The 24,242-nt window shown below is 65.6% G+C and carries 25 protein-coding genes and 2 pseudogenes; 10 read left to right on the forward strand and 17 right to left on the reverse strand.

The genetic code is table 11. The features are described 5' to 3' along the window. Positions 1-35 precede the first annotated feature (35 nt). From ABH933_RS22815 to ABH933_RS22825, 3 genes are all read left to right on the forward strand, one after another. Positions 36-1,712, forward strand: coding sequence for an FAD-dependent oxidoreductase (locus ABH933_RS22815; RefSeq protein WP_429419915.1), 1,677 nt, complete (start codon positions 36-38; stop codon positions 1,710-1,712). 173 nt (positions 1,713-1,885) lie between these two features. Continuing rightward, on the forward strand, positions 1,886-2,302 hold the full coding sequence (locus ABH933_RS22820) for an ester cyclase (protein WP_429419913.1): 417 nt from the start codon (positions 1,886-1,888) through the stop codon (positions 2,300-2,302). Continuing rightward, complete coding sequence (locus ABH933_RS22825; protein ID WP_429419911.1) at positions 2,266-2,922, forward strand: DUF302 domain-containing protein; 657 nt, start codon at positions 2,266-2,268, stop codon at positions 2,920-2,922. The genes ABH933_RS22820 and ABH933_RS22825 overlap by 37 nt, the downstream gene beginning before the upstream one ends. Here ABH933_RS22825 and ABH933_RS22830 read toward each other — a convergent pair. The 5 genes and pseudogenes from ABH933_RS22830 to ABH933_RS22850 form a co-directional block, all read right to left on the reverse strand. Then, entirely contained in the window at positions 2,849-4,051 is a 1,203-nt protein-coding gene (locus tag ABH933_RS22830) for an alpha/beta fold hydrolase (RefSeq protein WP_429419909.1), read from the reverse strand. The genes ABH933_RS22825 and ABH933_RS22830 overlap by 74 nt on opposite strands. After that, a complete protein-coding gene (locus tag ABH933_RS22835) occupies positions 4,026-4,823 on the reverse strand; it encodes a hypothetical protein (RefSeq protein ID WP_429419907.1) in 798 nt (265 codons plus the stop codon). Before ABH933_RS22835 ends, ABH933_RS22830 begins: the two co-directional genes overlap by 26 nt. A 91-nt stretch (positions 4,824-4,914) precedes the next feature. Continuing rightward, positions 4,915-5,028, reverse strand: a pseudogene (locus tag ABH933_RS22840) (epoxide hydrolase N-terminal domain-containing protein); the annotation flags it as partial. A 234-nt stretch (positions 5,029-5,262) separates the two neighbouring features. Further along, on the reverse strand, positions 5,263-5,583 hold the full coding sequence (locus ABH933_RS22845; protein WP_429419905.1) for a putative quinol monooxygenase: 321 nt from the start codon (positions 5,581-5,583) through the stop codon (positions 5,263-5,265). Between the two features lie 26 nt (positions 5,584-5,609). Further along, positions 5,610-5,999: a nuclear transport factor 2 family protein gene (locus tag ABH933_RS22850; protein ID WP_429419903.1), complete on the reverse strand. Its 390-nt coding sequence runs from the start codon at positions 5,997-5,999 to the stop codon at positions 5,610-5,612. 89 nt (positions 6,000-6,088) lie between these two features. On the opposite strand from ABH933_RS22850, the gene ABH933_RS22855 reads away from it, so the two are divergent. Further along, positions 6,089-6,943 carry a MerR family transcriptional regulator gene (locus ABH933_RS22855; protein WP_429419901.1) on the forward strand — a complete coding sequence of 285 codons (855 nt, stop codon included), beginning with the start codon at positions 6,089-6,091 and terminating at the stop codon, positions 6,941-6,943. Positions 6,944-7,081: 138 nt separating this feature from the next. On the opposite strand, the gene ABH933_RS22860 is transcribed toward ABH933_RS22855, so the two are convergent. Together ABH933_RS22860 and ABH933_RS22865 are read right to left on the reverse strand one after the other, a co-directional pair. Further along, on the reverse strand, positions 7,082-7,327 hold the full coding sequence (locus ABH933_RS22860; RefSeq protein ID WP_429419900.1) for a hypothetical protein: 246 nt from the start codon (positions 7,325-7,327) through the stop codon (positions 7,082-7,084). Positions 7,328-7,350: 23 nt separating this feature from the next. Then, complete coding sequence (locus tag ABH933_RS22865) at positions 7,351-7,971, reverse strand: TetR/AcrR family transcriptional regulator (RefSeq protein WP_429419898.1); 621 nt, start codon at positions 7,969-7,971, stop codon at positions 7,351-7,353. A 97-nt stretch (positions 7,972-8,068) separates the two neighbouring features. Between ABH933_RS22865 and ABH933_RS22870 the strand changes: the two genes are divergently transcribed. Both ABH933_RS22870 and ABH933_RS22875 read left to right on the forward strand, forming a co-directional pair. Continuing rightward, complete coding sequence (locus ABH933_RS22870; protein ID WP_429419896.1) at positions 8,069-8,872, forward strand: SDR family NAD(P)-dependent oxidoreductase; 804 nt, start codon at positions 8,069-8,071, stop codon at positions 8,870-8,872. A gap of 99 nt (positions 8,873-8,971) precedes the next feature. Then, positions 8,972-9,823 (forward strand): LLM class F420-dependent oxidoreductase, encoded by an 852-nt coding sequence (locus ABH933_RS22875; protein ID WP_429419894.1) that lies wholly within the window; start codon positions 8,972-8,974, stop codon positions 9,821-9,823. 499 nt (positions 9,824-10,322) lie between these two features. On the opposite strand, the gene ABH933_RS22880 is transcribed toward ABH933_RS22875, so the two are convergent. Further along, positions 10,323-10,790 carry a nuclear transport factor 2 family protein gene (locus ABH933_RS22880; protein ID WP_429419892.1) on the reverse strand — a complete coding sequence of 156 codons (468 nt, stop codon included), beginning with the start codon at positions 10,788-10,790 and terminating at the stop codon, positions 10,323-10,325. A 425-nt stretch (positions 10,791-11,215) separates the two neighbouring features. Between ABH933_RS22880 and ABH933_RS22885 the strand changes: the two are divergent. Further along, positions 11,216-11,557 (forward strand): annotated as a pseudogene (locus tag ABH933_RS22885) (chromosome condensation regulator); the annotation flags it as partial. A gap of 21 nt (positions 11,558-11,578) precedes the next feature. Beyond that, positions 11,579-12,136: a hypothetical protein gene (locus tag ABH933_RS22890; protein ID WP_429420205.1), complete on the forward strand. Its 558-nt coding sequence runs from the start codon at positions 11,579-11,581 to the stop codon at positions 12,134-12,136. A gap of 277 nt (positions 12,137-12,413) precedes the next feature. Here ABH933_RS22890 and ABH933_RS22895 read toward each other — a convergent pair whose 3' ends face one another. The 4 genes from ABH933_RS22895 to ABH933_RS22910 form a co-directional block, all read right to left on the reverse strand. After that, positions 12,414-12,773 carry a hypothetical protein gene (locus ABH933_RS22895; RefSeq protein WP_429419890.1) on the reverse strand — a complete coding sequence of 120 codons (360 nt, stop codon included), beginning with the start codon at positions 12,771-12,773 and terminating at the stop codon, positions 12,414-12,416. Between the two features lie 10 nt (positions 12,774-12,783). Further along, complete coding sequence (locus ABH933_RS22900) at positions 12,784-13,230, reverse strand: Lsr2 family DNA-binding protein (protein ID WP_429455092.1); 447 nt, start codon at positions 13,228-13,230, stop codon at positions 12,784-12,786. Continuing rightward, positions 13,218-15,512: a haloacid dehalogenase gene (locus ABH933_RS22905; RefSeq protein ID WP_429419888.1), complete on the reverse strand. Its 2,295-nt coding sequence runs from the start codon at positions 15,510-15,512 to the stop codon at positions 13,218-13,220. Before ABH933_RS22905 ends, ABH933_RS22900 begins: the two co-directional genes overlap by 13 nt. A 149-nt stretch (positions 15,513-15,661) precedes the next feature. Beyond that, positions 15,662-15,832, reverse strand: a complete 171-nt coding sequence (locus tag ABH933_RS22910; RefSeq protein WP_429419885.1) for a hypothetical protein — start codon at positions 15,830-15,832, stop codon at positions 15,662-15,664. Positions 15,833-16,079: 247 nt separating this feature from the next. On the opposite strand from ABH933_RS22910, the gene ABH933_RS22915 reads away from it, so the two are divergent. Continuing rightward, complete coding sequence (locus tag ABH933_RS22915) at positions 16,080-17,324, forward strand: cytochrome P450 (protein ID WP_429419883.1); 1,245 nt, start codon at positions 16,080-16,082, stop codon at positions 17,322-17,324. 3 nt (positions 17,325-17,327) lie between these two features. On the opposite strand, the gene ABH933_RS22920 is transcribed toward ABH933_RS22915, so the two are convergent. From ABH933_RS22920 to ABH933_RS22930, 3 genes are read right to left on the reverse strand one after another with little or no spacing between them, the layout of a single operon-like run. Beyond that, positions 17,328-17,930 (reverse strand): TetR/AcrR family transcriptional regulator, encoded by a 603-nt coding sequence (locus tag ABH933_RS22920; protein ID WP_429419881.1) that lies wholly within the window; start codon positions 17,928-17,930, stop codon positions 17,328-17,330. Next, a complete protein-coding gene (locus ABH933_RS22925) occupies positions 17,927-19,534 on the reverse strand; it encodes an AMP-binding protein (RefSeq protein WP_429419879.1) in 1,608 nt (535 codons plus the stop codon). Before ABH933_RS22925 ends, ABH933_RS22920 begins: the two co-directional genes overlap by 4 nt. Further along, positions 19,531-20,448: a crotonase/enoyl-CoA hydratase family protein gene (locus tag ABH933_RS22930; RefSeq protein ID WP_429419877.1), complete on the reverse strand. Its 918-nt coding sequence runs from the start codon at positions 20,446-20,448 to the stop codon at positions 19,531-19,533. Before ABH933_RS22930 ends, ABH933_RS22925 begins: the two co-directional genes overlap by 4 nt. Before the next feature lie 222 nt (positions 20,449-20,670). On the opposite strand from ABH933_RS22930, the gene ABH933_RS22935 reads away from it, so the two are divergent. Next, the gene (locus ABH933_RS22935; protein ID WP_429419875.1) at positions 20,671-21,369 is read left to right on the forward strand and encodes a phosphoribosylanthranilate isomerase; all 699 of its coding nucleotides are present in this window, start codon (positions 20,671-20,673) and stop codon (positions 21,367-21,369) included. On the opposite strand, the gene ABH933_RS22940 is transcribed toward ABH933_RS22935, so the two are convergent. Beyond that, positions 21,308-22,144: a DMT family transporter gene (locus ABH933_RS22940; RefSeq protein ID WP_429455082.1), complete on the reverse strand. Its 837-nt coding sequence runs from the start codon at positions 22,142-22,144 to the stop codon at positions 21,308-21,310. The genes ABH933_RS22935 and ABH933_RS22940 overlap by 62 nt on opposite strands. 145 nt (positions 22,145-22,289) lie before the next feature. Beyond that, complete coding sequence (locus ABH933_RS22945; RefSeq protein ID WP_429455083.1) at positions 22,290-23,603, reverse strand: hypothetical protein; 1,314 nt, start codon at positions 23,601-23,603, stop codon at positions 22,290-22,292. Between the last annotated feature and the right edge of the window lie 639 nt (positions 23,604-24,242).

Here is a 24,242-nt window from a genome sequence, read left to right on the forward strand (position 1 = left end):
CCGCTTTCAATTCTCGGAATGAGGTCGTGACCGCAATGACGGAAGAACCAGGGCGCCAGGGAAACCCGGCGTGGACCGCCGCCACCCCGCTTGCCGACGACCAGCTCGCGAAACTGGCGACGCTGGGCGCGGAGCAGACGATCACCGCTGGTGAAGTGTTGTTCGAGGCCGGAGACGACTCCTACGACCTCTTCGTTGTCCTCGAGGGTTCCGCCAGCATCGTGGAGCGACGCGGCGAATCGGAAGAGCACGTCGTCGCAACCTACGGCCCCTCGGAGTTCCTCGGCGAGATCGGCATGTTGACCGGGGAACGGTCACGCTTCGCCGGGGTTTCGACGACAGCGGGCCGAGTCATCCGGGTGCCGCTTCCCCAGGTCCGAGAACTCATAGCGCAAGACCCTCAGCTCAGCGAGATCATTTTGCACACCTTTCTCGAGAGACGGGCGAATCTCCAGCGCAAGGGAGCGGGGCTGACCCTGATCGGCTCTCGTTACGACGAACGGCTCCGTGCGCTGCTCCAGCGGTTTTCACTCAGCCGCGTCGCGGTCCACTGGATCGATCTCGAGGAAGATCCCGATGCCGAGACGCTGTTGCGCGAACTGCAAGTCCCCGTGGCGGACCTGCCCATCGTCCTGATCCCCGGCCGACCGCTGCTGCGCAATCCCCAGCCGGCGGATCTCACCGCCGAGTTCGGTGAACCAGCTGCCGAAGCGGCCGACGAAGACAGTGAAGTCTGCGATCTGCTGGTAGTGGGCGGAGGGCCGGGCGGTTTGGCTGCCGCGGTGTACGGCGCCTCCGAAGGACTCCGGACCGTCCTGCTCGACGCCGCGGCGTTCGGCGGCCAGGCCGGTACATCGTCGAGGATCGAGAACTATCTCGGATTCCCGGCCGGTCTTTCCGGTGCGGAGCTGGCCGCGCGGGGAGCCCTGCAGGCCGACAAGTTCGGCGTGCGACTGCATCGCAACGCTCGAGTCGCAGCTTTCTCCAGTAGCGCCGGAAAGTATTGTGTGACTTGCGATGACGGACGCATGTTCAAGGCTCGCGACGTTATTGTCGCCACTGGCGTCGAATATCGTCGCCTGCGCGTACCGGGTATCGAAGCGTGGGAGGGCAACGGTGTCCACTACGCCGCGACCGTCACCGAGGCTCAGCACTACCTCGGGCGGCCGGTGGCCGTCATCGGCGGCGCGAATTCCGCCGGACAGGCAGCAATGTTCCTCTCGCGAACCTCGGCTGCCGTTCATCTCCTGGTGCGTGGAGAAGATCTGGACCATTCGATGTCGCGCTATCTGATAAACGCGATCACCGCCAACCCCAAAGTTCACGTGCGGACCAGGACCGAAGCCACAGCCCTGCACGCCGACTCGGCCGTCACCGGACTCGACCTGATAGACCGGCGATCGGGCCGCCGCTCGACCCTCGACGTCAGTGCCGCCTTCGTATTCATCGGCGCGACACCGTGCACATCCTGGCTCGATGGACAGCTGGCGACCGACCGCGACGGCTTCATTCTCACGGGTTACGACCTGCGAACAGCGTGGACGCAGGATCGAGAACCGCTGCCGTTCGAATCGAGCGAGCCGGGTGTGTTCTGCATCGGAGACGTGCGCAGTGGGAGCGTCAAACGGGTAGCGTCCGCCGTCGGCGAGGGCTCTGCGGCGGTGCGGCTGGTCTTCGAGCGACGCCGCATTTCCGGTGCCGATGTTTTCTGACTGCTGCGCAAGGTCACCGCCCGAAGGTGACGAGTGCCGCTCCATCACTCAAACGGGTGATGCACATGCTATCGCGGACCGGGCAGGCTGATATTTGTCCGGGGCCGTGAGTCCCGAATCAGAAGTTGTTTGCGACAAGGAGCTGTTCGATGGTCAAGAGTGATGAATCGGTCATGACGGTGGACCAGGCGCGGCAAATTTCCGCCCCGCTCTATTCGGCTCTGAACAGGCCCTCGGAAAAGGACGTTTCCGCGCTGCTGGCCGCAGCGTGCAACGACGACTACCGGTCCTACCACACGAACCAGGATTTTCTGACTCGTGACCAGTTGGCCGATGTGTTCAAGAGCATGGGCGAGGCCGTTCCCGATCTGGCCTGGGAGGTGGTCGAGATACATGTGGTCGACAACATGATGATCGTGCGTGGCGAGGCGACAGGCACGCCGGTGGCGCAGTTTTGGGGTATGAAGCCGACCGGAAAGTCCTTCCGCACAATGGCAATCGACCTGTTCACGGTCCGTGACGGAAAGCTCGCGACCGGCTACCACGTCGAGAATTGGACAACGGCGCTCGAACAGCTGCGCGCCTCCTAGCTCTGCTCCCAGCGCAACTGTTCGGCGCCGAGTCTTCGGATTCATGGCCGCTGAATTCAGTAAAGATCACAGAAAGTTCAGACATGGGCACCTCATCTACGACCGAACACCAAACCCGCAGGCTGCTGGTGGCGTTGCCCCAGGCCTACCTCGAAACGCTGGAAATATTCGAAAAGCTTGTTCCTCCAGTGGATTCCGCCGCGTTCGAAAAGGCGAGATCCTGGGACGAAGTCCTCGAGATCGCGGCGCTCGCCGCTCCCCACGGATTTATGCGCTACTACCGAGGCGATGTCGATTCCGCCATGGCGGGCTCGCCGTCCACATGGCGGGCCACGCAGTATCTGATGGGAAATCACACGATCGCCGAACGCATGTTCCGGCACGATCCAGCGGTCATGCTGCACGCGCCCCTGCGGATCCTGGTGTTCGTCGGTCCCGACGGCGGAACGACATTGGCTGTCGATCAGCCCAGCCTGTTATTCGCCAGCTTCGACGATCCCGTCGTCGATTCGGTTGGTCGTGAACTCGACGGCCTGTTGGCCACCCTCATTCAATTGCTCGGCGGCGAGGCGCCGCCGGAGCTCCTGGCCGCCACCGCGTCGCAGGAGAACGTTCGGTAGGGGTCCTCTGTGACTTAGCCGGTAGTCGCCGTTCCCGGCGGGCACCATCGGATCCCTTGGCCCTCAGCCGTCGACGACTTCGATGTCGCTGAGGGACATGCCGATCAGGACTGGCTCGGCGGCACTGCCATCGGCGAGGCGCGGCACGATTTCCCGTCGCGTCGGGAAGGGGATGCCGTCGACGGTCTTGTAACCGGACAGCACGTGGGCGGTCGCTTGCCCGCCGAAGATCTCCGAGTTGTAGTCCAGCCGCTGCAGGATGTGGTTTTCGTCGAAATACAGTGCCTGCGTGCGGTTGTGGGTCGCGATGTGGTCGGGGATCGGTCGCGAAGGCGGCGCGCGGCCGATTCCGGGCCTGGTCCACGCGCCCGTCGCCGAACAGCACCGCGGCCAGATCAGGGCTGTAGGAGGTGCGGCGTTGTTCTCCTCCGAAGGGTGTCAACGACGTTCTCTGGCTGCCGGTTTCGACGGTCACCCGGGCGCGGGTCGCGTTGGGCAGCAGGCCGGCAACGAGGTAGGAGTACTTCGGCAGGATCATGGGGTCGCTGTCGCCGTTGGCCACGAAGACCGGTGCGGTGAGCGTCGTGAGCTCGGACAGGCGGGCGATGTTCGGGATACCCCACGTGGCCACGGCGTCGTATTGGGCCATGCGGGTGGCCCAATCGGTCGGGGCATCGCGGCCTTCAGTGCGTCCGTAGATCCGCGACAAGGTCCCCTGTCCGGCCGCGCGGCTGGACTCCGAGGATGTGAAGAACACGTCCAGATATTGCTCGCCGGAGGTTTCCGGTCCGCCGATGGCGCCGATGACGTCGGCGGCCCAGCCGTGCATGTCCGGTGCGCCTTGGGGCGCAGTGGAGGCCAGCACCACCTTGCCTATCGAATCGGGGCGGGTGAGTGCGATTCGTTGTGCGACGAAACTGCCGATGCTGAAGCCGAGCAGGTCGAACGTCTCCAGGTGCAGGGCGGCGGTGAAGGCCAGTACCTCGCGCGCCATCTGTTCGACGGTGTCGGCCGGAGTGCCGCTGCTGCCGCCGACGCCCTGGTAGTCGACGGCAATCACGCGACGGTGTTGCGCCAGGGCATCGATCAGGGCCGGATCCCAGTTATCGAGGTTGCCTCGAAAGTGCACCAGAAGGACCAGCGGCCGGCCGGTGTGGGGTCCGATGTGGCGGTAGGCGTAGTCCGCGCCGTCGGCGGCTTTGATGCTGAGGTTCGGCGCGGATCCGTAACCGGTGGCCGTGTGGAGGTCGGTGGCGGTCGGATGCGGCTCCGGCGAAGCGGGACAGCAGCCACGGTGGTTTCCCTTCTGCCGCAGCGGATTCTGCTGCGCTTTGCGTCAACGGGACGCTGACGATCAGGGAGGGAAACGCGTGGAAGAGAGCTACGAGTGGGACATACTGGTCGAACTCATTTTCGGACGGTGCGGGTACCTCGTCGAAGCTGCCTAGGCTCGATTCGAGGGAGTGCCAGTACAGGCGGGCCGAGGAGGCCGCCGCGGCGCACGTCCAGTAGACCATCGCGTTGTCGAGCAGCTCGTCCTTGGTGAACGAGCTCTCCAGGTCGTCTCCGCAGTCGGACCAGGTCTTGAATTTCTCGACGATCCAGGCGAGTTGTCCGGCCGGGGAATCGGTCAGGCCGTATCCGAGCGTCTGCGGCTTGGTCCCCTGCTCGATCGCGTATCCGACCTCAGCCTGGCTGGAATGCTCGATGCGCGCGAGGTAGCGCTGCTCGTCTTCGGTCGGTCCGCCGAGCTCGGTGAGCTTTGCCGGGTCGGCGAGTGCCCAGTTGATGTGGATCCCGATCAGCTTCGCGGGATCGGCGAGCCGTCCGATCGCGGAACTGATCAGGGCTCCCCAGTCGCCGCCCTGAGCTGTCCAGCTCTGGTAGCCGAGCCGGTCCATCAGCTCGATCCACGCGTGTGCGATCTTGTCGACGTTCCAGCCGGTGGTCGCCGGTTTGCCGCTCCATCCGTAGCCGGGCAGCGAGGGTCGTGGTGAACTGTTCGTAGCGGTTGAGCTGATCGGCGACGCGGCGCATCCGGTAGGACCGCGCCCAGTACCCGGCGAGATCCTGCACGTAGGCCAGTGGGATTCCCATCGACCAGTCGTCGACGGGCTCGGTTTCCGGTCACCGTGTCCGTGCCAGCCGTTCGCGGAGGTCGTCGATCACCGCGTCGCTGATCTCGACGCGGAATGGGCGGATCTCGGTCATGTCGCTCCCTTGCTATCGGTGCTTTTGCCAGACGTATGGGGGTGGCGAGGCGAGCGGCCAGGATCCTCAGCGTTCCTGGCCGCGCGGTCGGCTGAGGAGCCGGGCCCGACGTCGCCCGTGGCCGCGCGTTCAGCGGTTGCGTAGCGCGATGCCCTCGCCCTGGAAGACCTCGTCGTAGAAATGGATGACCAGCGGCCGAGTCAGCATCGTTTCGAACTGGGCGGTGAAGCCGTGCTCGGTGCGCCAGGCGAGATAGTCGGTGTAGTCGTGCCGTTCGGTCCAACGGGTCAGTCCGGCAACATGATCGGCGTCGTCCTGATCACGCAGGATGCGGATGTCCTCGCATCCCGCGTGCTCGAGGCTTTCCCCGAGGATCTGCAGGAGAAGTTTCGCGACGTCATCCCCGCGGCCCGGCTGCGCGAACAACTCGGTGACAACGGTCGTGCTCATACGGGTGCTCCTTTCCCGGTGTTCGCCTATGCGGATCCAGCGTGCTGCTCGGCGGTGGCGGGCCGGTTGTGCAGGGTGATCAGGCTGGTGATCTCGCCGTCCGCGACGGTGAAGTAGTTGGTCAGGATGAGCTCGGCCGGCAGGTTCGTCTTGTCGTAGTCGCCGTCGTAGCGCGCTCGCACGATCGTCAGCGTGCGGTGGGCCACGACCTCGGTCACCGCCATCGTGACCTTGTCACCGACCAACTCGCGCCCGGCCCACGCGCGAATCGCCGCAGCGCCCGAGAATTCCCGCTGCGCATCGTTGACCAGGGCGTCGCCGGCGAAGGTAGCCATGATCGCGTCCAGGTCGAAGGCGTTGACGGCCGCGATGTGTGCGGCGATGAGGTCCGGCAGCTGGCCGGTAACGGTTTCCATGCCATTACCTTCGACCGTACGGTTGCCGGAGGGTCAACCGTCGGCCGTTCGCTGGACCCTCCCGTAACGGGAGGGTTGATACTGACGGCATGCGCGAGGGCCTGACGATCGGCGAGTTTTCCCGGGTGACGCACTTGACCGTCAAGACGCTGCGCCACTACCACGACGTGGGGCTGCTCGCACCGGTACACGTCGGCGAGGACACCGGGTACCGCTACTACTCGCTCGACCAGGTCCCGATCGCACAGGTGATCGTCCGGCTGCGCAATCTGGACATGCCGGTTCCGGACGTGAAAGCCGTCTTGGCCACCCGGGACGCCGCCGCGCGCAACCAGTTGATCAGCGCGCACCTCGCCCGGCTCGAGCACCAGCTTTCCCAAACGCAAAGTGCCGTCGACGCATTGCGCGACCTGCTGAGCCAGCCGGCCGGCGGATCGGCCATCGAGCACCGCACGGTCGCTGCCCAACCCGCGCTGGCCATTCGCGAGATCGTCAACCGCCAGGACATCGCGACCTGGTGGCAGGGCGCGCTCGGTGAACTCTACGGTCTCACCACAGCCCGGAAACTGCGCCCGACCGGACCGGCCGGGGGCGTATTCGCCAACGAGATACTCACCACCGAACAGGGCGAAGCGCTGGTGTTCGTTCCGGTCGACGCTCCGACAAGCACACCCGCGCGTCCGGTCGGCCGGGTCGAGCCGCTCGTTGTGCCCGGCGCCGAACTCGCGGTCGCCACCCACCACGGCCCGCTGACCACCATCGACGTAACCTACGGCGATCTGGGCACCTACACCGCACGGCACGAGATCGGCGTCGACGGACCACTACGCGAGTACTACCTGCGCAACCCGCTCGACGCGACCCGAGACGAAGACCTCGTCACCGAAGTCGGCTGGCCCATCTTCAGATCCGACGGTCGGACCGACAATCCGGGCGCGCCATAGCAATCGGGCGATAACCCCGGCGTACCTCAACGCACGGTCCTTTCGATGTAGTCGGCGAGAACCGGACGGTGACCGTGGTTGGCGAAAAGCCGGCCGTAGCCGACTGGGCTTTCCGTTCGAGCCGCCGACCGTGGACGGTCAGCCGAGCTTGTCGAGTGCGGCCAGGATGTCGGAGGTCTCGGTACGGGTGGCGTAGTTGGGGTGGACGTCGATCCATCGGATCGTCTTGTCCGCGCCGATGATCAGTACCGTCGGCATCGGCAGGCCGAATCCGTTGTCGGCGTTGATCATCGACAGATCCAGACCCAGGCTGAGCTGGGCCTCGCGCACCTCGTCGGTGGGAGCCCGGCAGAAATGGATTTGCTTCTCCAGTCCTACAGACATGAAAATGGAATATCAATGCCAATTTAAACCGGGAGCGTGCGGGATGCGATGTGGTCGATCATCGTGTCCAGGGCGGTTTCCAGCGGCGCGGTGTCGCGGTGCAGCTGAGTCAGCAGTAGTGCGCCCTGCAGGGCCGCCAAGGTAGTGGTGGCGATCTTGTCCGGGTCGGCGGCGGGGTCCAGGCGCCCAGCCTCGGCCATCGCTCGCAGTCCGGAACGTACCCCGGTTTCCCAGCGCTGGAACCCGGCGGCGAGATCGCCCCGGGCGACCGAATTGATCTCGGCCAGTTCACTGCCCAGCGACCCCAGGGGGCAGCCGCCCCGGCAGTGCAGCCGCCGCTGGTGCGCGACGAGGAAATCCCGCCAGGCCCGGAAACCGTCGACGGTGTCGAGGCGGGCGAACATGGGTTCCTGCCCGCCGACGACCGTGTCGCTCTGATAGGCGATCACCGCGCGGATCAACGCGTTCTTATCGATGAAGTAGTGGTAGACCTGCGAGCTGCTCACCGCCGCGGCATCGCGCACGTCCTCGACGGTCGTCGCGGCGACGCCGTGCTCGAACATCAACTGCGCCGCCGCCATCACGATCCGCAGCCGCGTCTGCTCACCCTTCGGCGTCAAGCGCCGGGTCTTCGTACCGCTCATCCCTCGACGATATCGAATTTTCTGGAATTGACAGTCCATTTTTATGGGTTCACGATTGGCCTATCCAAGCCAAGCCTTCTCGTCGAGGGAGAGCGTCATGAAGGATCTGCACGCGCGGTACGGCACCTACGCACTGGTCACCGGGGCATCGTCAGGCATCGGCGCCGAGTTCGCCGCTCAGCTCGCCGTCGCCGGGTTCGACCTCGTGCTGGTGGCGCGGCGCAAGGACCGTTTGTCCGCGCTGGCCGAGCGTCTGCGCGTCGAGCACGGCACCACCTCGGAGATCATCGAGCTGGATCTGGGCAGTCCCGGTGCGGTCGGCGAGCTGACCCGGCGGACCCGGGATCTCGACATCGGCCTGGTGGTCGCCGCGGCCGGGGTGCTCACCGCGGGCCGGTTCCTGGACAACTCGACCGCCGCCGAGACCGCCCTGATCGAGCTCAACCTCGTCGCTCCCGTGGAACTCGCACACGCCTACGGTCATCGGTTCACCGCCCGCGGCCGCGGCGCGCTGATCCTGGTCGCTTCCATCATCGGGTTCGCGCCCGCCCCTTACCTAGCCAACTATGCTGCGGCGAAGAGCTACATCGCCAATTTCGGCCAGGCCCTGCACTACGAATTGCGGCACACCGGCGTCGATGTGCTCACCCTGGCACCGGGTCCCACCCGCACCGAAGGCGTCGAAAACGCCGAAGGCATCGACTTCGCCAAACTGCCACTCCCCATGGCCCCCGCCGACGCGGTCGTCCGCAAAGCCCTGCGAGCCCTGGGGCGTAAACCTCTGATCATCCCGGGACGCATGAACAAGATCAGCGATTTCATGGGCAAATACCTAACCCCCCGTCGCGTCCAGACGGCCATGTTCGGCCGACTGCTCGCCCGCGCCACCACAGACCACTGAACACCACCCAATTCCACGTCTTCCGCGCACGACATTCGTGTCTGCCGAAGGACCGCAGGGTGATTCAAAAACCAAACAGTGAATTCGAGGAGACCAGCAATGACCGAGTCGATCCAGGCCAGCATGCCGAATTCCGTCGCAGGTGCAGCGAGAAAAGCTCGGATCGGCGTGCAGTTGTGGCCGGGCGGTACGCCGGACTACCAGACGTGGAGAAACGCAGTTGTGCACGCCGAGAACCTGGGAGTAGACGCGATTTTCGGTTACGACCACTTCCACAAGCCCTTCGTGGAGATCGTCGATGGCGCCCCCCTGTTGAGTGACGAACAACCTGACGTCAACAATTTCGAGGGTTGGACGGCCCTGGCATCGTGGGGCGAAATCACCACCAGAGCCGAGATCGGACTGCTCGTCACCGGGATTCCCTATCGCAACCCGGATCTTCTCGCGGATATGGCCCGCACCGTCGACCACATCAGCGGCGGGAGACTCATCCTGGGCGTAGGTGCCGGGTGGTATCCGAAAGACTTCACTGTCTACGGATATGACTACGGCACAGTGAAATCCAGGATGGACCAGTTCGATGCGGGCCTGGCGCGTATCGAACACAGGCTCAGCCAGTTGACGCCGGCACCGCAGCGCCATATCCCCATCCTCATCGGAGGCGGTGGCGAGCGCCGAACAATTCCCGCCGCCGCACGCCACGCCGATATCTGGCACAGTTTCGAGCCACTCGACGAGTTCCGCCGGAAGAACGACCTGCTCAAGCGTCTCGCCACCGAAGCCGGACGTGACGAAGCCGGTATCGAACGAGCAGTGGCGTGGACGGACCCGGCCACCGCCGATGCCTTCGTCGAGGAGGGCGTCACCTTCTTCACAACCGAAATCCACCCTGACAGCACCGGTTACAACTTCTCCGAGCTCGAAAAGATACTCGCCTGGCGAGAGCGCTGACCGGGGTCCCGATACTCGTCGTCGGGATCGGGCGGGTGGTGCTCCGCCGCGTCACGGGCTTCGCCGTCGGTCTGCCCTGGCATCGGAGTTCCTCTCGATGTGCAGAGCTCAGAACAAGATGTCGCGCACCAGTAGTGGTCGGTAGCCGGTCGGGCCGAGGCGGGCCAGCTCCGCGTCGATATCGACCTCGATCCGCCGCGACCATGGCGCCGGCGAACCCGGCGATGACGCGCGGATCCGACCAGCCCCAATCGGCGACCACGATCAGCGCCCAGACGAGCAGGCCGACGGCGACCGTCACCATGAGGGTGCCGAGCGGATCCATGGCCGCCGGTGCAGCAGAGCGGGACTCGGGGATCGCTATTGTGTAGCCGCACTACACCTCGGGGCATCTCACCGGTCACTGATCGGCACTGTCAGCGGTCGAGCTTCGAGGATATATCGAGGCCCTGAAATCCGGCAGGAGACTGCATCCCCTCCTCTCGCCGAGCCCGCGCAATTACGGTGTGCTCGACCGTGTTTCGGTCCAGTCGACCATGAGCCGTCGCTCGGCGAAGAACCATTCGCCGCCTTGTTTGACGAACTCGTCCAGGTAACGGATCGAGGCGATCATGAGCGTGCGTTGCCCAGTCGCGTCGAACGAGATGTGATGGGCCAAACAGTAGCTTTCACCAGTTGCGCGGTCTCCGTCCAGCGCGACGGTGCTCTGACCATTGAAATGCGTTGTCGTGGCGTAGATATTGAGGTTGTCGAACACCGGGATCAGTGCGTCACGTCCGTGTAGATCCTGTGTCGGTTCCGGCGCGGTGGTGTCCATATACACCACGAAGTGGGTGTCTTCGGTGAACAGTGCCCGCTGCCCTGTCGCGTCCCTGCGGTCGGCGCAGTGCGCGTAAGCGTCGATCAGCTCACGAATGGCGAGGCGGTCGGCGGCCTGCTGCGGGGAGATTGTCGAGTGGGAACTCATGGTGAACCCCTTCGTGCGTAAGGAGCACTACCTGACGGATGCATGAAACCACCCCACCGCGACGATGGCAACGACCGCGGCCAGAACTCATTCACGCACAGCATCGAATGTTCGGCCCTTCCCGCCGGCCGCCGACCAAACGCGACGACGCTGCCGGTGGGACCCGGATACGCATTCGGATCATAATCAAGAGCGTAACGCTATGACTGGTTGACGCCGCGAGTGCGCACTCGGCGCCGGGAGGCTCCTGGGCCACTGCAATCGCGGGATTTTGGGCCGTTGCCGAGTGCCTCGACAACAGCGAATCCGAACCTACAGTGATCGCCGATACCGCTGGCCCGCACCGGTTCCACCGCTTGTTCCGCGCGTTCAGAGAAGGCCGAGGGGCTGATCGTCCATTACCCTGAGTTCGTCAGGAGGTCAGGATGCAAGCGCGCACGTCGGCACTGGGGGCCGGAAGGCGACACTCTGTCGCTTGCCGCCGGGACGGGACAGTTGTCGCCGCGGGGGCCAATGCCGCTGGCGAATGCCTCGTCGAACTGTGGAAAGACGTCATAGCCGTTGCTGCGGGCAACGTTCACACGGCGAACAACACGGGCAGGTCTCACACCGTCGGACTTCGATCCGATGGCACCTTGCTGGCGAGCGGATGGAATGGCGACGGCCAATGCGACGTAGCTGCGTGGCGAGAGATCGTAGCAGTCGCAGCAGGCTGGCGTCGCACGCTCGGAGTCCTTACCGATGGCACCGTGCTCGCAGCCGGCAGGACCTCCGAAGGAGCGTGCGATGTGCAGCGCTGGCGCGAGGTAGTCGCTGTCTCGTGCGGCGACTGGCATTCAGTCGGTGTGAGGTCGGATGGCACGGCTCTGGCAGCGGGGAACAGTCGACGAGGGCAGTGTTCGGTTGGCGGTTGGCGTGACCTGTGTGACATCGCAGCCGGATATCTCCACACCGTCGGCCTCCAGGCCGACGGGCGGGTCATCGCAACCGGAGATCGAACTACCGGAGCGTGCGACGTCGAGCAGTGGGAAGACGTTGTCGCGCTGAGCGCAGGCAGTTATCACACCGTCGGTGTCACGGAGTTCGGCCTGGTCCTTGCGGCCGGAGACAACAGCTTCGGGCAGTGCGAGGTCAGCGGCTGGCGCGACATCGTCGCCGTGGCGGGCGGCTCGACGCACACCCTTGGGCTGCGCGCCGACGGCACGGTCCTCAGCACCGGGAACAACGCCGACGGTCAGTGCGACGTCGACACCTGGTCGGAAGTCCAGGCTTCGCATCCTCCTTTCGCGCCGGCGTCTGGTGATCAACCGGGGCCCGACCGACAAGCTCGAGTCGCGAACCCGTAGCTGGACAGTCGATTCCAGGCTGGCGAAACCCCGGCATTCGCATTTCCTGCAACTCGCGATGGGCTGGGTTCAGAGACAGCGTGTGACCGGGGCAGCTGGTCAGAACAGGGTGTCGCGCATTCGCAAGGGGCCGACACCCGGTCGGCCCGAGCCGCGCCAGCTCGGCGTCGATGTCGACCTCGAGGGCGCCGAGCCGAACGCGCCCTATTGCCGAGGAGCGGGCCTGCCGTCGGCACTCGGCCGGCAACGTGCGCGCCATGGCCGACAAGAACGCAAATCAGTTCTGAAACTCGCCCCGCCGCAGCGCATCCCTGATCTCGTTGAGCCTGGCCGTCGCCTCAGGGGTCGATTCCTGCGGCTGGGCAGTCAGCCGCAGGGCCTCATCGATCTCGTCGAGCTTGGCCGACGTCAAGACCATCGCCCGTTCACGGAGCGATTCCGCGGTGACGGTGGTCAGCCAGGTACAGAAGGCGAATTCCGGATTCGGGAACCCAAGCCGTAATACACCTTGGTACGGCAGCCCCTCAATGGCACCTATCTGTACCTCGATGCCCAACCCGCTGATGTCGATACCCGACGGCGGCACGATCTGCAACACCTGGAAGCCGGACGACTCGTCGCCGCCGAGCAGAACCACAGGGCGCCGTTCATCGAACTCGGCCCACCAGACTTCTCCGCGTCGCATGCAGTCCCTTTCGAGATCCCAGCTCCAACCCTAACCACCTCCCCGAAGTCATCCAACTGCCCCCGGGGCATGGACGAAGGGGGCCGGTGGGTCGAGAACGATGGCTGCCTATGGGCGCTATATGGCCCTCCGTGAGTTCGAGCGCTGGGGCGTGGCCGACTCCAATAGAGGTACTCCCGCGACCGCAACCAGACCCATGCGTGCGACAGCTCACCCAGCCAGGACGGCGACACCCTGGCGGCTGCGGCCAATTCGGCTCGAGCTTCCAGTCTCCGGGTATCGCCGCAGCGAGCCCAGCCGACCCATGACGTGGCATCGTATCGTGGATCCGCCCGTGGCTGGACACGTCGTAGCCGTTCTGGCGGGCCCACTCCCGAACCGGGCTTGCAACTGTGGTTAGCAGGCTGATCGGGTGGGTATCCGTAGCGGTCGTGTCGAGGTGACGGTTTTCGGGCCTGCGGGGGTGTCGAAGGTGATCGGGTCACCGGAGGTGAGGGTGAGCGTCGTTGTGTCCGGGGCGATGCGGACGGTGACGGTGCCCGCGCCCACCGAGAGCCCGCGGATGGTCATGCCATGCGGAAATCCGTTGGGCAGCATGGGGTTCAGTCGTGGACCGGTATCGCTCCAGCGCAGACCGGTGGGGGCGTAGAGCAGCCCCTGCAGGAAACCCGCTGTGCCGGTGACGAAGATCCACGCCGGTTGGCCGATCACGTTGGCGCCGGAGCGCTCGCCGCGGGCCTCGGACAGGAAGTTGTAGGGCCCGCGCACGTACGGCTGCACCGACTGGTCCAGGTAATGCTGAGTGCCGCACGGATCGTATTCGGCGCTGAGGATCGCACCGACGGCGTTGCTCATGTTCGGGCCGTCCGGGTCGGTCCGGCCGAAGTAGTAGTGCAGGGTGTCGACCGGCGAGTACCCGGGTGCGGCGTAGGAGAACGGGTAGCTGAGCATGACGGTATCCGCCTGCTTGATCGGCGCGCCCGCGTACCCGAGGTATTCGGCGGGTACGCCAGGGGCGATGTCGGGTGGCATGGCCATGTTGGCAGCGATGTCGGCCCAGCGCGGGTCGATCGGCAGCCCGGCCAACCGAGCGGCCTGGGCGGCGATGCGCATCGTGTTCTTCACGCCGCCGTTGGTGAGGGCGTTGTCGACCGACAGGGTGACATACTCGTCGGCACCGGCCGCGGGCACGTAATGGTATTTGCCGTCGGGCATTTTCGGGCCGACCCGGGCGGTGAGATAGTCGGCGATCGCGGTGATCACCGGTGCACCACTGGTGCGCAGCCATTGTCGATCACCCGTAGCGGTGTAGTACTGCCATTGGGCCAGGGCGATCTCGTTGTGCAGATGTTCCTCGGTGAGTCCGCAGGCCAGCGGTGAGGCGCACCGCTGGGCGGGGCCGTCGCTCCACGGATACAACGCACCCGGCAGCCCGTAGCCGCGGGCGTTGGCCCGCGCGACGGGCAGGGCGGCGCTACGGAAGTCCACTATCGTGCGCGCCAGGTCCGGATACAGCGCCAGCAGTGTCGGGAAAATCCAGGTGTCGGCATCCCAGAACGTCATGCCGCCGTAGTCGTCGGACGACAGACCGGCGGGCTGCACTGCCCACCGCTCGCCCGCACGGACACTGGAGAGCACCGCATACAGGCCCGCGTGGATCCACCGTGTGTAGTCGCCGCGGCCGGGGATATCGATCCCTTTCTGCCACAGCTGGTCCCACGCGGCGGTATGCGCGCTGTACACGGCGTCGTAGCCCGTCGCACGCCCGGATTCGGCCGCTGCGGTGGCCGCGGCCTGCGGATCGGGGCCGTAGTCGGTCGACGAGATCCCCACGTACTTGGTGAAGGTGTAACTGCCGCCCTTGGTTACCGGCGTGGTGTAGCGGATCCCGCTGGTGCCGGGCAGCGCTGCGGGCGCGGTGTGCCGCGGCGTGTCGACGGCCGAAACCACGAATGCGGTGTCCGCCGAACCGTCCGCGCGCACCCCGGCGACGCTCTGTTTGCGGGCCGGATCGGCGTGGGCGGTCACCGGGGACACCCGTCGCGCGGCGGCGGTGTCGATCAGATCGGTGACATCGAGATCTCCCGAGAACTCCGGGGTGAGGATCAACCGCTGCACCGCCAGATCGGGTCGCGAGCGGCACACGAATGTGTCGTAACGCAGCCGTACCCGATGCTCGGCATCCGGTGCCCAGGTGGCTTGTGTTGTCGCCGTGGCGGTCCGGTAGTGCAGCGTCTGCCGGTAGTCGTGTACCGCCGCGGGATCCACCTCGGGTTGATACTGGTGACCCGCGACGCCGACGGTGAACCCCGACCAGGCCGGTAACGCCGCGATCACCTGTGTGTACTGAGGTGACGGAGCCGCCTGCGCATAGAAACCCGCCAAGTACGTGCCGGTATACCGAGGCTGCTGCAACGGATACGCCGTGCGTGCGGTGTCACCGTAATCGTGATACCCACCGCCGCTGGGTGGCAGCATCGTGCCGATCCGCCCGTTACCCAGATACGGGGCGGCTCGAAAATCGTTCGGCGCGAACATATCCGAAGCGGCCGACCACTCCGCATCCGCGCCGTGGTTCGCGCCTGCGATACCGGGCACCAGCGTCACCGGGACCACCACACTGGCCTGTACGACCAACACCATCCACAGCCACCCACCCCGCGCCCGCACTATGCTCCCGATCCAGGTCACGCCGCCCATCCTCAGAGTCGGACGGGCGTCGGTCAATACGACACGCACAGTAGGCGCGAAGCAAACTCGACACCCACCACGACCTCGATTTCGGTGTGGTCGGTGAGGGTGACCGCCTGGCCGTCGCGGACGCGGATCGATCCGTAGACTCAGATCTTGCCCGGGCCTCGCGAGTATTCCAGCGGCGCCTCGATCCGGTGCCCATCGACCGACCACCCCGGTGCGGGTCCGAAGGTGCGGGGCGAGACCGGGCCCAGCTCGTCGGCGCAGACGGCCGTGGCGGAACCGGCCACACCACCACTGAGATCCACAGTTGACACGGATCGGTGAAAGCCATGACGGCGCCAGGCATTCGGACCGTTCGAATATCCGACCTCGCCATCGACGGCGCCCGCCGCCGCGCGCGCCGGACACCTCGGTACTCCAGCATCACTTCACGATCTTGTTGGGCGGCATAGAGTTTCGTGATGAGTCCGGCCGGTCGAGAGCTGTTCCGCCCGCTACGCAACCTGGGCACATCGTTCGCATCTCGGCCGATAACTCCGGTCTACCGCCTAGGATTCGTTCGTGACGACTTCCAGCCATCGATCGGGCCGGCCTCTGCACGGTTCACCGATCGATATCGACGGACCGCGAATTTCCCTGTATGCAAAGGATTTCGCAAAGGACCCGCACAGCGCCTATCAAGCGATGCGTGAACAGTACGGGTCTCTGGTTCCGGTGGAATTGGCGCCTGGCGTGCCTGCCACACTGGTGATCGGGTACTACACGGCGTTGCAGATCTTCAACGATCCGGAGCGGTTTCCGGCCGATCCGCGTGCCTGGCAACAGAACATCGCGACGGATTGCCCGGTGCTTCCACTCATGCAGTGGCGACCGAACGCGCGGCGTAACGACGGCGCCGTTCACGCCCGGTATCGGCAGGCCATCGTCGCGGGCCTCGCGGATGTCAATCCGTACCGCGTGCACGACACGGTCGAACGGGTCGCTGTCCAGTTGATCAACTCGTTCTGCGAGGACGGATCCGCGGACCTGATCCAGCAGTACGCTTTTCCGCTCACGTTCGGCGTGCTGAATGTTCTGATGGGGTGCCCGACCGAGATCGCGCAGCGCGCCGCTGCCGGGATGGCGGCGATGTTCGAGGGCGTCGATGCCGAGCGCGGAGGCAGGGTTCTCATCGAGTCGTTGCTGGAGTTGATCGATCTCAAGCGCGCCGAGCCCGGCGACGACGTGACGACCCGGATAATTCGGTACTCGACCGACCTGAGCGACTCCGAGATCGTGAACCAGGTGGCCACGCTCTACGGGGCAGGCATCGAACCGCTGCAGAACTTGATAGCCAATGCGCTGCGCGTCATCCTCACCGACGAACAGTTCGGGGGCAGCGTCGTGGGCGGAAGCCTGTCGACCCGTGACGCTCTCGATGAAGTCCTGTTCAACGATCCGCCGATGGCCAACTTCTGTTTCGTTTTCCCGCGGCAGCCGATCCTCATTGATGACTTCTGGTTGCCTGCCAACCAGCCCGTGGTCATCAGTTTGGCGGGCTGCAACACAGATCCGGTGATCGGCACGGAGCAGCACATCGGCAATCGTGCTCACCTGGCCTTCGGCGGCGGGCCGCATCGGTGTCCGGCCAATTCGCTGGCCTACCTGATCGCTCAGGACGCCATCGACCAGTTGCTCGACGGCTTGCCCGAGCTGCGTCTCGGAGTGCCGGCCGCCGAGCTGACTTGGCGGACAGGCGCTTTCCATCGTGCACTGACTACGCTACCCGTCCATTTCCCCGCGTCGCCTCCGCTCCCGCCGGTGTAGCCGTCATTCTCGGCGCAGCCGGGCGACGTTGCTGAGCCAGTCCTCGATGATCTGGTCGGCCAGGGACTGATCGGTTCGTATGATGCGGGTCAGTTCGAGCCCGCGGATAAGGGCCATCAGCGACTCGAATGCCATCCGCGCTGCCCCGGCATCGGGGATGCCCGCGTGACGGTGGAAAAGCGTGCGAAGTGCGGAGCCCAGTCTCGTCTCCGCAGGCAGCAGCGCGGCGCGCAACTCCCGGTCGGTGCGGGCGGCGGCCCACAGTTCGATAGCGGCCTGAAAGGGAGGGCCCGCCATCGCCGATCGGATCGCGTGCACCAGTTGCTCCAGGGCCTCGGGTCCGTCGCCGAGATCGGTAACGAGTTCACCGACGTGGTGCAGTCGGATATCGGCGATGTGGTGGATCGCAGCGACGAGCAACTCCGATTTCGAGCCGAAATGGTGCAGCAGCGCACCCCTCGAGACCCCGGCCACGTCCTGGATCCGTTGTGTTGTCGTGCCCGCGTAACCATGGTCGACCAGACATCTGATCGTGGCGTCCAGAAGGACCTGACGCGTTCTCGCGCGCTGTTCTCTACGCGTCGGGCCTCCCGGTTTCCGGTTCACAACGGCCTGAGCTCACCGTTGGCGATCTGATCGCGAAGCCGGAATTTCTGGACCTTGCCCAGCGCAGTCACCGGCCAGCTCTCGCCAATGAACCAGGACTTCGGGGTTTTATGCGGCGCGAGGCGTTCTCGCAGATAGTCGTGCAGTTCGCCCGAGGCGGGAGACTGCTGCGCCGGGTCGAGCCGGACGACGGCTGCCACACTTTCGCCCCACGCAGGATCGGGCAGACCGAGCACGACCGCGTCGGTGATCGCGGGGTGCGCGGCCAAGACCTCCTCGATCTCGCGCGGATAGATGTTCTCCCCGCCACGAATGATCATGTCCTTCAGCCGTCCCGTGACCCGCACATATCCGCGTTCGTCCATCGTTCCGAGGTCGCCGGTGTGCAGCCGGCCGTCGGCATCGATCGTGTGGGCGGTCTCGGTCGGCATATCGAGATAGCCGATCATCTGCTGGTATCCGCGCGCGCAGATTTCGCCCTCGACCCCGGTGGCCCGCACCGCGCCGGTAACGGGATCGCGGATGGATACTTCGACCTGGGGAAGCGGCTGCCCCGCCGTGAAGAGATTGTCCTCGCGGCTGTCCGTCGGGCGCGTCTGGCAGACGATCGGACCGAGTTCGGTCTGGCCGTAGACCGCGCTGGTCACAGCACCGCAGGCCGTCGCCCACCCATCGACCAGGGCAGGCGGGACCGCATCGCCTCCGGACATCACGACCTTCAGCGAACCGAGATCGAAACTGGCCAGCGCCGGATACGCGAGCATGGCGTGCAGCATGGCAGGCACGCCACCGAAGATCTCAGCTCGGTAATTCTGTATCGCCGCAAGCATCGTCGCCGGATCGAAGATCTCGCCGAGGACCAGTGTGCCCCGCTTATACACCGATCCCATCCCGGCCAGACCGCAACCTGCGGTGTGGAACAGGGGCAGGGCGGTGGCGAACGTCGCCGCCCGCGCCTCGGTGCAGCGGTCGCGGACGAAGGCAGCATTGGTGACCATCGCCCGGTGCGAGAGCACCGCTGGTTTCGCGCCACCGGTGGTGCCGGAGGTGAACTGGATCTGGGTGGCGGACCAGGGGTCGACAACCGGCAGCTCCGCTCGCTTGGCGGTACTCCGCACCTCTGCGAGCCAACCCTCCAAGGCGATTGCCTCGCGCACCGCGGGCACCGCGGGAAGTACGGCTCGGACCAGTGCGGCCATATCGAAACCACGAAAGCCGTCGACGAAGAAGATGCCGACCGCATGCGACCTGTCCAGGGCGTACTCGAGTTCGGGTCCGCGCAGTGCGGGATTGGTGGTCACGAGCACCAGTCCGCTGAGCGCGGCACCGTACTGGAGCACAATCCATTCCGGGACGTTCGGGGCCCATACCGCGACATGTTCGCCCGGCCGGAAACGGTCGAGCAGCCAGGCGGCCGCCCGCTCGGCATCGTCGCACAGCTCTGCGTAGGTCCAGGTGCGAGCTTCGCGTTCCGGGGCAACCGATACCAGAGCGAGCCTATCGGGCACCTCGGCTGCGGCCTGCTTCAACAGTTCGCCCACGGAGATATCGAGGACAGGCCGGCTGGTATCCGCCGGCCAGGTGGATTCGGTGAGCGCCCTCATCGGTCCGCCTGGGCCGCGGCCTTCTCGTCGAGTTCTCGTTTCATTCGGGCGATTTCGTCCTCGGTGGGGATGTCACCTCCGCCGTCGGGAATCAAGCGGCCGCTGTCGCGCCACTGGACCGCGGTGCCGAAGCCGTGTTTCTGGGCGAAGTCGACAAACCAGCGACCTTCTGGAGAATGCCGTGTTATGCCATCGAACAACACGGCGAGATTCTGGGTTGTCTGCAAGCCCATGTTGTCATAGGCCTGGTTGATCATCATCTTCTGCATGACCAGCTGGTTGATCGGGATACCCGCCATACGATCGACGAGCTTTTCGACCGCGGCGTCGAGTTCGGCTGCGGGAACAGCGTCGATGACCAGCCCCCACTCCCGGGCCCGGACACCGTCGATGGTGTCGCCGGTGAGCAGCATGCGCTTGGCACGTTCGGCGCCGAGACGATAGACCCACATCGCGGTCGTCGGGCACCCCCACACCCGTGCAGGCATATATCCGATCCGGGCGTCCTCGGCCATCACCACCAGATCGCAGGAAAGAGCGATATCGCTGCCACCCGCAACGGCATACCCGTGAACCTTGGCGACAGTCGGCTTCGCCGATCGCCAGAGCGAGAAGAAGTGGTCGGTATTGCCCTTCATCATCCGGAAGTCCTTGATCGGATCCCACACCGTGCCTTGGTGTTCCACGCCGCCCTCGGCATAGAGCTTCAGGTCGTAGCCTGCGCAGAACGCACGCCCCGCTCCCTGGACCACGATGACGCGCACCGAATCGTCGGCATTCGCCTGGGCAACCGCGTCCTCGATCTCTCGGGCCATGTCGGCGGTGATCGCGTTGAGCCTGTCCGGGCGGTTCAACGTGAGGTAAGCACGACGTTCACGCACTTCGTAGTCGACGGTGTCTCCGATGAAAGTCATGTCGGCATCCCAAACCTCGGCAGCGATGGTGTCGAAACGGTTTCACAGTCCATTTGGACTGTCAATGGATCTGTACCGGTAGCAATCGGATTCGTGCGGTAGGCCCGGCGTCGGTTCGCACCTTAGGGTGGGGTAGGGCGGACCCAGGCTGGTGATCGGTCAGCTTCGGCGCGCCTCCAACAACCAGGCGGGTAGGCACAGTCTGGGCAGTATCGTGTGTCGATGATCAACGTCCGAGCGAAAATCTGCGGCATCCGGAGCGAATCGGATCTCCGGGCCGTTGTCGCGGCCAATGCCGATGCGGCCGGGTTCATTTCGGGCACGACGCATTTCAGTGAGGATGAACTCGACGTCGAGCGGGCCCGGCGACTGTCGCGACTGGTGCCGTCGTCGATGGAGCGCGTGCTGGTCACCCATCTCACCGATGCGGGCGCCGTACTGCGCCTCGCCGACCGGATCGGCGTGGACTGCATCCAGTTACACGGGCTGATCTCGCTCGACACCGTGCGCGCGGTCCGGCGGGGGGCGGCCGGGCGGCGGGTGATCCGCGCGGTCCACGTGACCGGGCCGGAGGCGATCGACGCAGCCATGCGAGCGGCGCCGAATTGCGATGGGATAGTGCTCGACTCGCGGTCCGCCGACCGGCTCGGCGGAACCGGGCGCACGCACGACTGGTCGATCAGCGCACGCATCGTCGACCTGCTCGCCGACTCGGAATTCCCGGTCATGCTGGCCGGGGGCCTCAACCCGCGCAACCTCACCGCGGCCATCGATGCGGTGGGACCGTCCTGGGTCGATGTCAACTCCGGCGTCGACGACGCGCGCGGCGACAAGGATCCATCGGATTGCAGCGACTTCGTCAGGGCGGCACACGCCGTCGTGGCGCCGAACGCTGCTCTAGCCCGACCGCGATCAGAATGAGCACGCCCGCTGCGGCGGTCGCGGAGCCGGGCAGACTTCGGGTGCACACCGCCCCCACCAGTGTGGCCACCACCGCCTCGTTGAGCCCGATGACGCTGGCCGTCGCCGCGTCCAGCCACCGCAGCGCCCGCCAATACAGGGCGAATCCGGGCCCGAGGAGCAGTGCGCCGACCGCGGCCAGCTCGGCCGCAACCGGCACCGACGGTGGATCGAGCGCGAGCAGTGGGCTGCTCGCGGCCCCACCCAGCAACAGCTGCAGTCCCGCGGAGGTGGTCGTGTGGCTCGGACCCGGCTGCCGCGCAATAACACTGACCAGCATCGCCACGCACGCCGCGCTGCCGAGCGCCAGTCCACATCCGGCCACGGCCGACCCCGCCGCCGTACCGCCCGGGTGGCGTCCGGTGACCAGCCAGATCGCCGCCGCGACCAGGAGCAGTTCGAGCAGTACCGGAAGCGTCGGCGCCCGTCGTCCGCGCAGCAGCGCCACGGCGATGATCAATACCGGCGCCGTCAGGTGCAGAGCGACCACCACCGGCAGCGGGCCGATCCGCAGCGCTGCCACGTACAGCGCCAGATTCGCGGCTTCCAGCAGGCCCAACTCGAGGTACAACGCCGGGTGGGCGGTGAGCGTTGCCCACGGGTGCTGTCCGCGCAATCGCGCCGACACCAGCAGCGGCACCGCCCCGCCGAGGGCGACCAGACCCGCCGTGGTCGGGGCCGCCAGTGCCGCCAGCAGTGCGCTGGAGGTACCCCACAGACAGGTCACGGCGATCATGAGGGCAATCGGAGCGGCCCTGGGCAGGGCAATCGGAGTAGCCATGGGCAGACCAATCGGAGTAGCCAGAGACAGGGCAATCTGAGTAGCCAGAGGCAGGGCGATCCGAGTAGCCAGAGGCAGGGCAACCCGAGTAGGCCAGAGGCTAGGCCAGCAAATAAGTGACCACAGGCAGCACAAGCGCTGTGAACGCGGCGAACACCGCGCTCGCCACCCGCCCTTTCGGTAGTCGCGGAAAGTACGTGGCCAGCCCGCAGTAGGTGCCGAAGGCGATGAGCGCCGTGCCCCACACCACCAGGGCCCGACTGCCGATCGTGCCGTATACGGTGTCGAAGCCCACCGCCAACGCGAATACGGTGGTACCGGCCGCCGTACCGATCAGCAACAACGCCGCTCCGGCAGTGGAATTCATCAGCATGCGGTGGCCGCGCATCGAGGCGATCGCCTGCGGATCGGTGCGATGGGTACCGTCGGCCCGGCAGATCTCGTCGTACACCCTTCCCGGGTTCACCCGCTCGTTGATCGCCGGCCGCACCTGCAGCAGGGCTTCCAGCGCCTGCGTGGTGGCGTAGGAGGTGACCGGTCCCTCGTCCGAGATGCGGAAGCCGCCCCGATAGATGGCCAGCGCATCCATCTCCTGCATATCGAGCAGCACGACGATCGCCGCACGCACCGCCGGATCGAAAATGGTGCGGCTGTCGGCGGAAATCACCGCGCCGACCGCCAGATGCAAAGTGAGATGGCGCCAGGTGTCGACGAGATCGTCACGACGAAAGATCTCGGTCTCGATCTCGCATTCGCCGCGGCGCAGCCCGGTCAGCAGCCGTGTGACCGCCAGCGCGCACGCCCGCTCAGCACGCTTGTCACCGATCCGGACGACCTCGGGGCGAGCGAGCACCGTGGCGATGTGCGCCGCCGCGTAGATCGGCAGCGAACGTGGGTCCTGATAGATCGCCGAGACCAGATAGCCGATGCCACGCGAGATGGCTTGGTGCCGTTCACCGTCGAAGCCGCTGTCACCGATGAGCGCCTCGACGGCGGCGGCGGTCGCGGTGATCGATACCGGGCCGAGGAAACCCGATATCCGCCATCCGCCGGTTTCGGAATCCTGTTGATCCAGTAGGGATCGCACAGCTCCGGCCAGATCGGGATCGGACTCCTCGACCTGCAGGCAGCGTAGCGCGCGGATGCGCCACGCGACATCGATCGGGGTACGGAAGTACCATTCGTCGCCGTTCGGCCGTTGCACGACCGTTGCCCGCACCAACATGGCGACCTTTGCGGCACGCGGGATCTCGCAACCGGCGCGATGCAGAACGCAGACCACCTCGGCGGTGTTCTGCGGATTGGGTGGCACATCAGGTATCCAGCCCCAGCCCGCACCCCCGCTGATATGCGGTATCTGGCTGCCGCGCAGCCATTCCACAGCCATCCGGATACGCTCGTCGATGTTCGACACGACCCTCCGCCCCCTTAGTACGTTGCCCCAGAGACTTTCGATAGGGCGCTGATAACTGCCAAGTTACCCGGATGGTCCGACAATCCGCCCGCCCCGAAGGCGTCTGAATCGATTGGTAGCGAACGTGTTTCGGGTCCATATCGGGGCTTCGGCCGCGTCCGTCGCCGTGGGCATTGCGAAATCTGCAGGCAGCGAACCGGATTCGCTGACGCCACGCACCCAGGGCCACGCATCCCCGACCGAGGGTTTATCGCGAGGCTATCATGGCGTAACTGGAACTGTTCCGGTCCGAGTTCGAATTGCAACCCATACCCCGGCGGATCCGGTCGCAATCGTCTGCGGAGGGCGCCACCGCCTTCCAGGAGCGGTACCGCACCCACCGGAGAATCACGACCGGCCGCATTCCTCGCCGGAGCCAGGACACGCTGGCCGACGCGGGCGGCGACGCCGTCGATCCTGCGTCCGCCGTGTAGCTCGAGGTCACGTTGGCCTTTCCGCCGCCGAATGTCACGCGGTCATCGTTACGGGCATCTAAGCGCCACAGCGTGATTGAGCGCGCACTCCCGTGCACGCTGCCGCCAAGTCGGTCAGAGCACGCGGCGCAGCAACATCGAGGAAGTTGGCGGACCGTCCGACACG

The sequence above is a fragment of the Nocardia sp. GP40 genome (genome assembly GCF_050434125.1).
GTDB classification, from domain to species: domain Bacteria; phylum Actinomycetota; class Actinomycetes; order Mycobacteriales; family Mycobacteriaceae; genus Nocardia; species Nocardia albiluteola.

What these genes read in the sequence shown, in the direction of transcription:
- ABH933_RS22845 (WP_429419905.1), bottom strand. Translation starts at nt 5,583, where the DNA reads ATGAGCACGACCGTTGTCACCGAGTTGTTCGCGCAGCCGGGCCGCGGG.
- ABH933_RS22870 (WP_429419896.1), top strand. Translation starts at nt 8,069, where the DNA reads ATGAAGGATCTGCACGCGCGGTACGGCACCTACGCACTGGTCACCGGG.
- ABH933_RS22930 (WP_429419877.1), bottom strand. Translation starts at nt 20,448, where the DNA reads ATGACTTTCATCGGAGACACCGTCGACTACGAAGTGCGTGAACGTCGT.
- ABH933_RS22850 (WP_429419903.1), bottom strand. Translation starts at nt 5,999, where the DNA reads ATGGAAACCGTTACCGGCCAGCTGCCGGACCTCATCGCCGCACACATC.
- ABH933_RS22925 (WP_429419879.1), bottom strand. Translation starts at nt 19,534, where the DNA reads ATGAGGGCGCTCACCGAATCCACCTGGCCGGCGGATACCAGCCGGCCT.
- ABH933_RS22875 (WP_429419894.1), top strand. Translation starts at nt 8,972, where the DNA reads ATGACCGAGTCGATCCAGGCCAGCATGCCGAATTCCGTCGCAGGTGCA.
- ABH933_RS22935 (WP_429419875.1), top strand. Translation starts at nt 20,671, where the DNA reads ATGATCAACGTCCGAGCGAAAATCTGCGGCATCCGGAGCGAATCGGAT.
- ABH933_RS22940 (WP_429455082.1), bottom strand. Translation starts at nt 22,144, where the DNA reads ATGATCGCCGTGACCTGTCTGTGGGGTACCTCCAGCGCACTGCTGGCG.
- ABH933_RS22865 (WP_429419898.1), bottom strand. Translation starts at nt 7,971, where the DNA reads ATGAGCGGTACGAAGACCCGGCGCTTGACGCCGAAGGGTGAGCAGACG.
- ABH933_RS22855 (WP_429419901.1), top strand. Translation starts at nt 6,089, where the DNA reads ATGCGCGAGGGCCTGACGATCGGCGAGTTTTCCCGGGTGACGCACTTG.
- ABH933_RS22880 (WP_429419892.1), bottom strand. Translation starts at nt 10,790, where the DNA reads ATGAGTTCCCACTCGACAATCTCCCCGCAGCAGGCCGCCGACCGCCTC.
- ABH933_RS22820 (WP_429419913.1), top strand. Translation starts at nt 1,886, where the DNA reads ATGACGGTGGACCAGGCGCGGCAAATTTCCGCCCCGCTCTATTCGGCT.
- ABH933_RS22860 (WP_429419900.1), bottom strand. Translation starts at nt 7,327, where the DNA reads ATGTCTGTAGGACTGGAGAAGCAAATCCATTTCTGCCGGGCTCCCACC.
- ABH933_RS22835 (WP_429419907.1), bottom strand. Translation starts at nt 4,823, where the DNA reads ATGGACCGGCTCGGCTACCAGAGCTGGACAGCTCAGGGCGGCGACTGG.
- ABH933_RS22815 (WP_429419915.1), top strand. Translation starts at nt 36, where the DNA reads ATGACGGAAGAACCAGGGCGCCAGGGAAACCCGGCGTGGACCGCCGCC.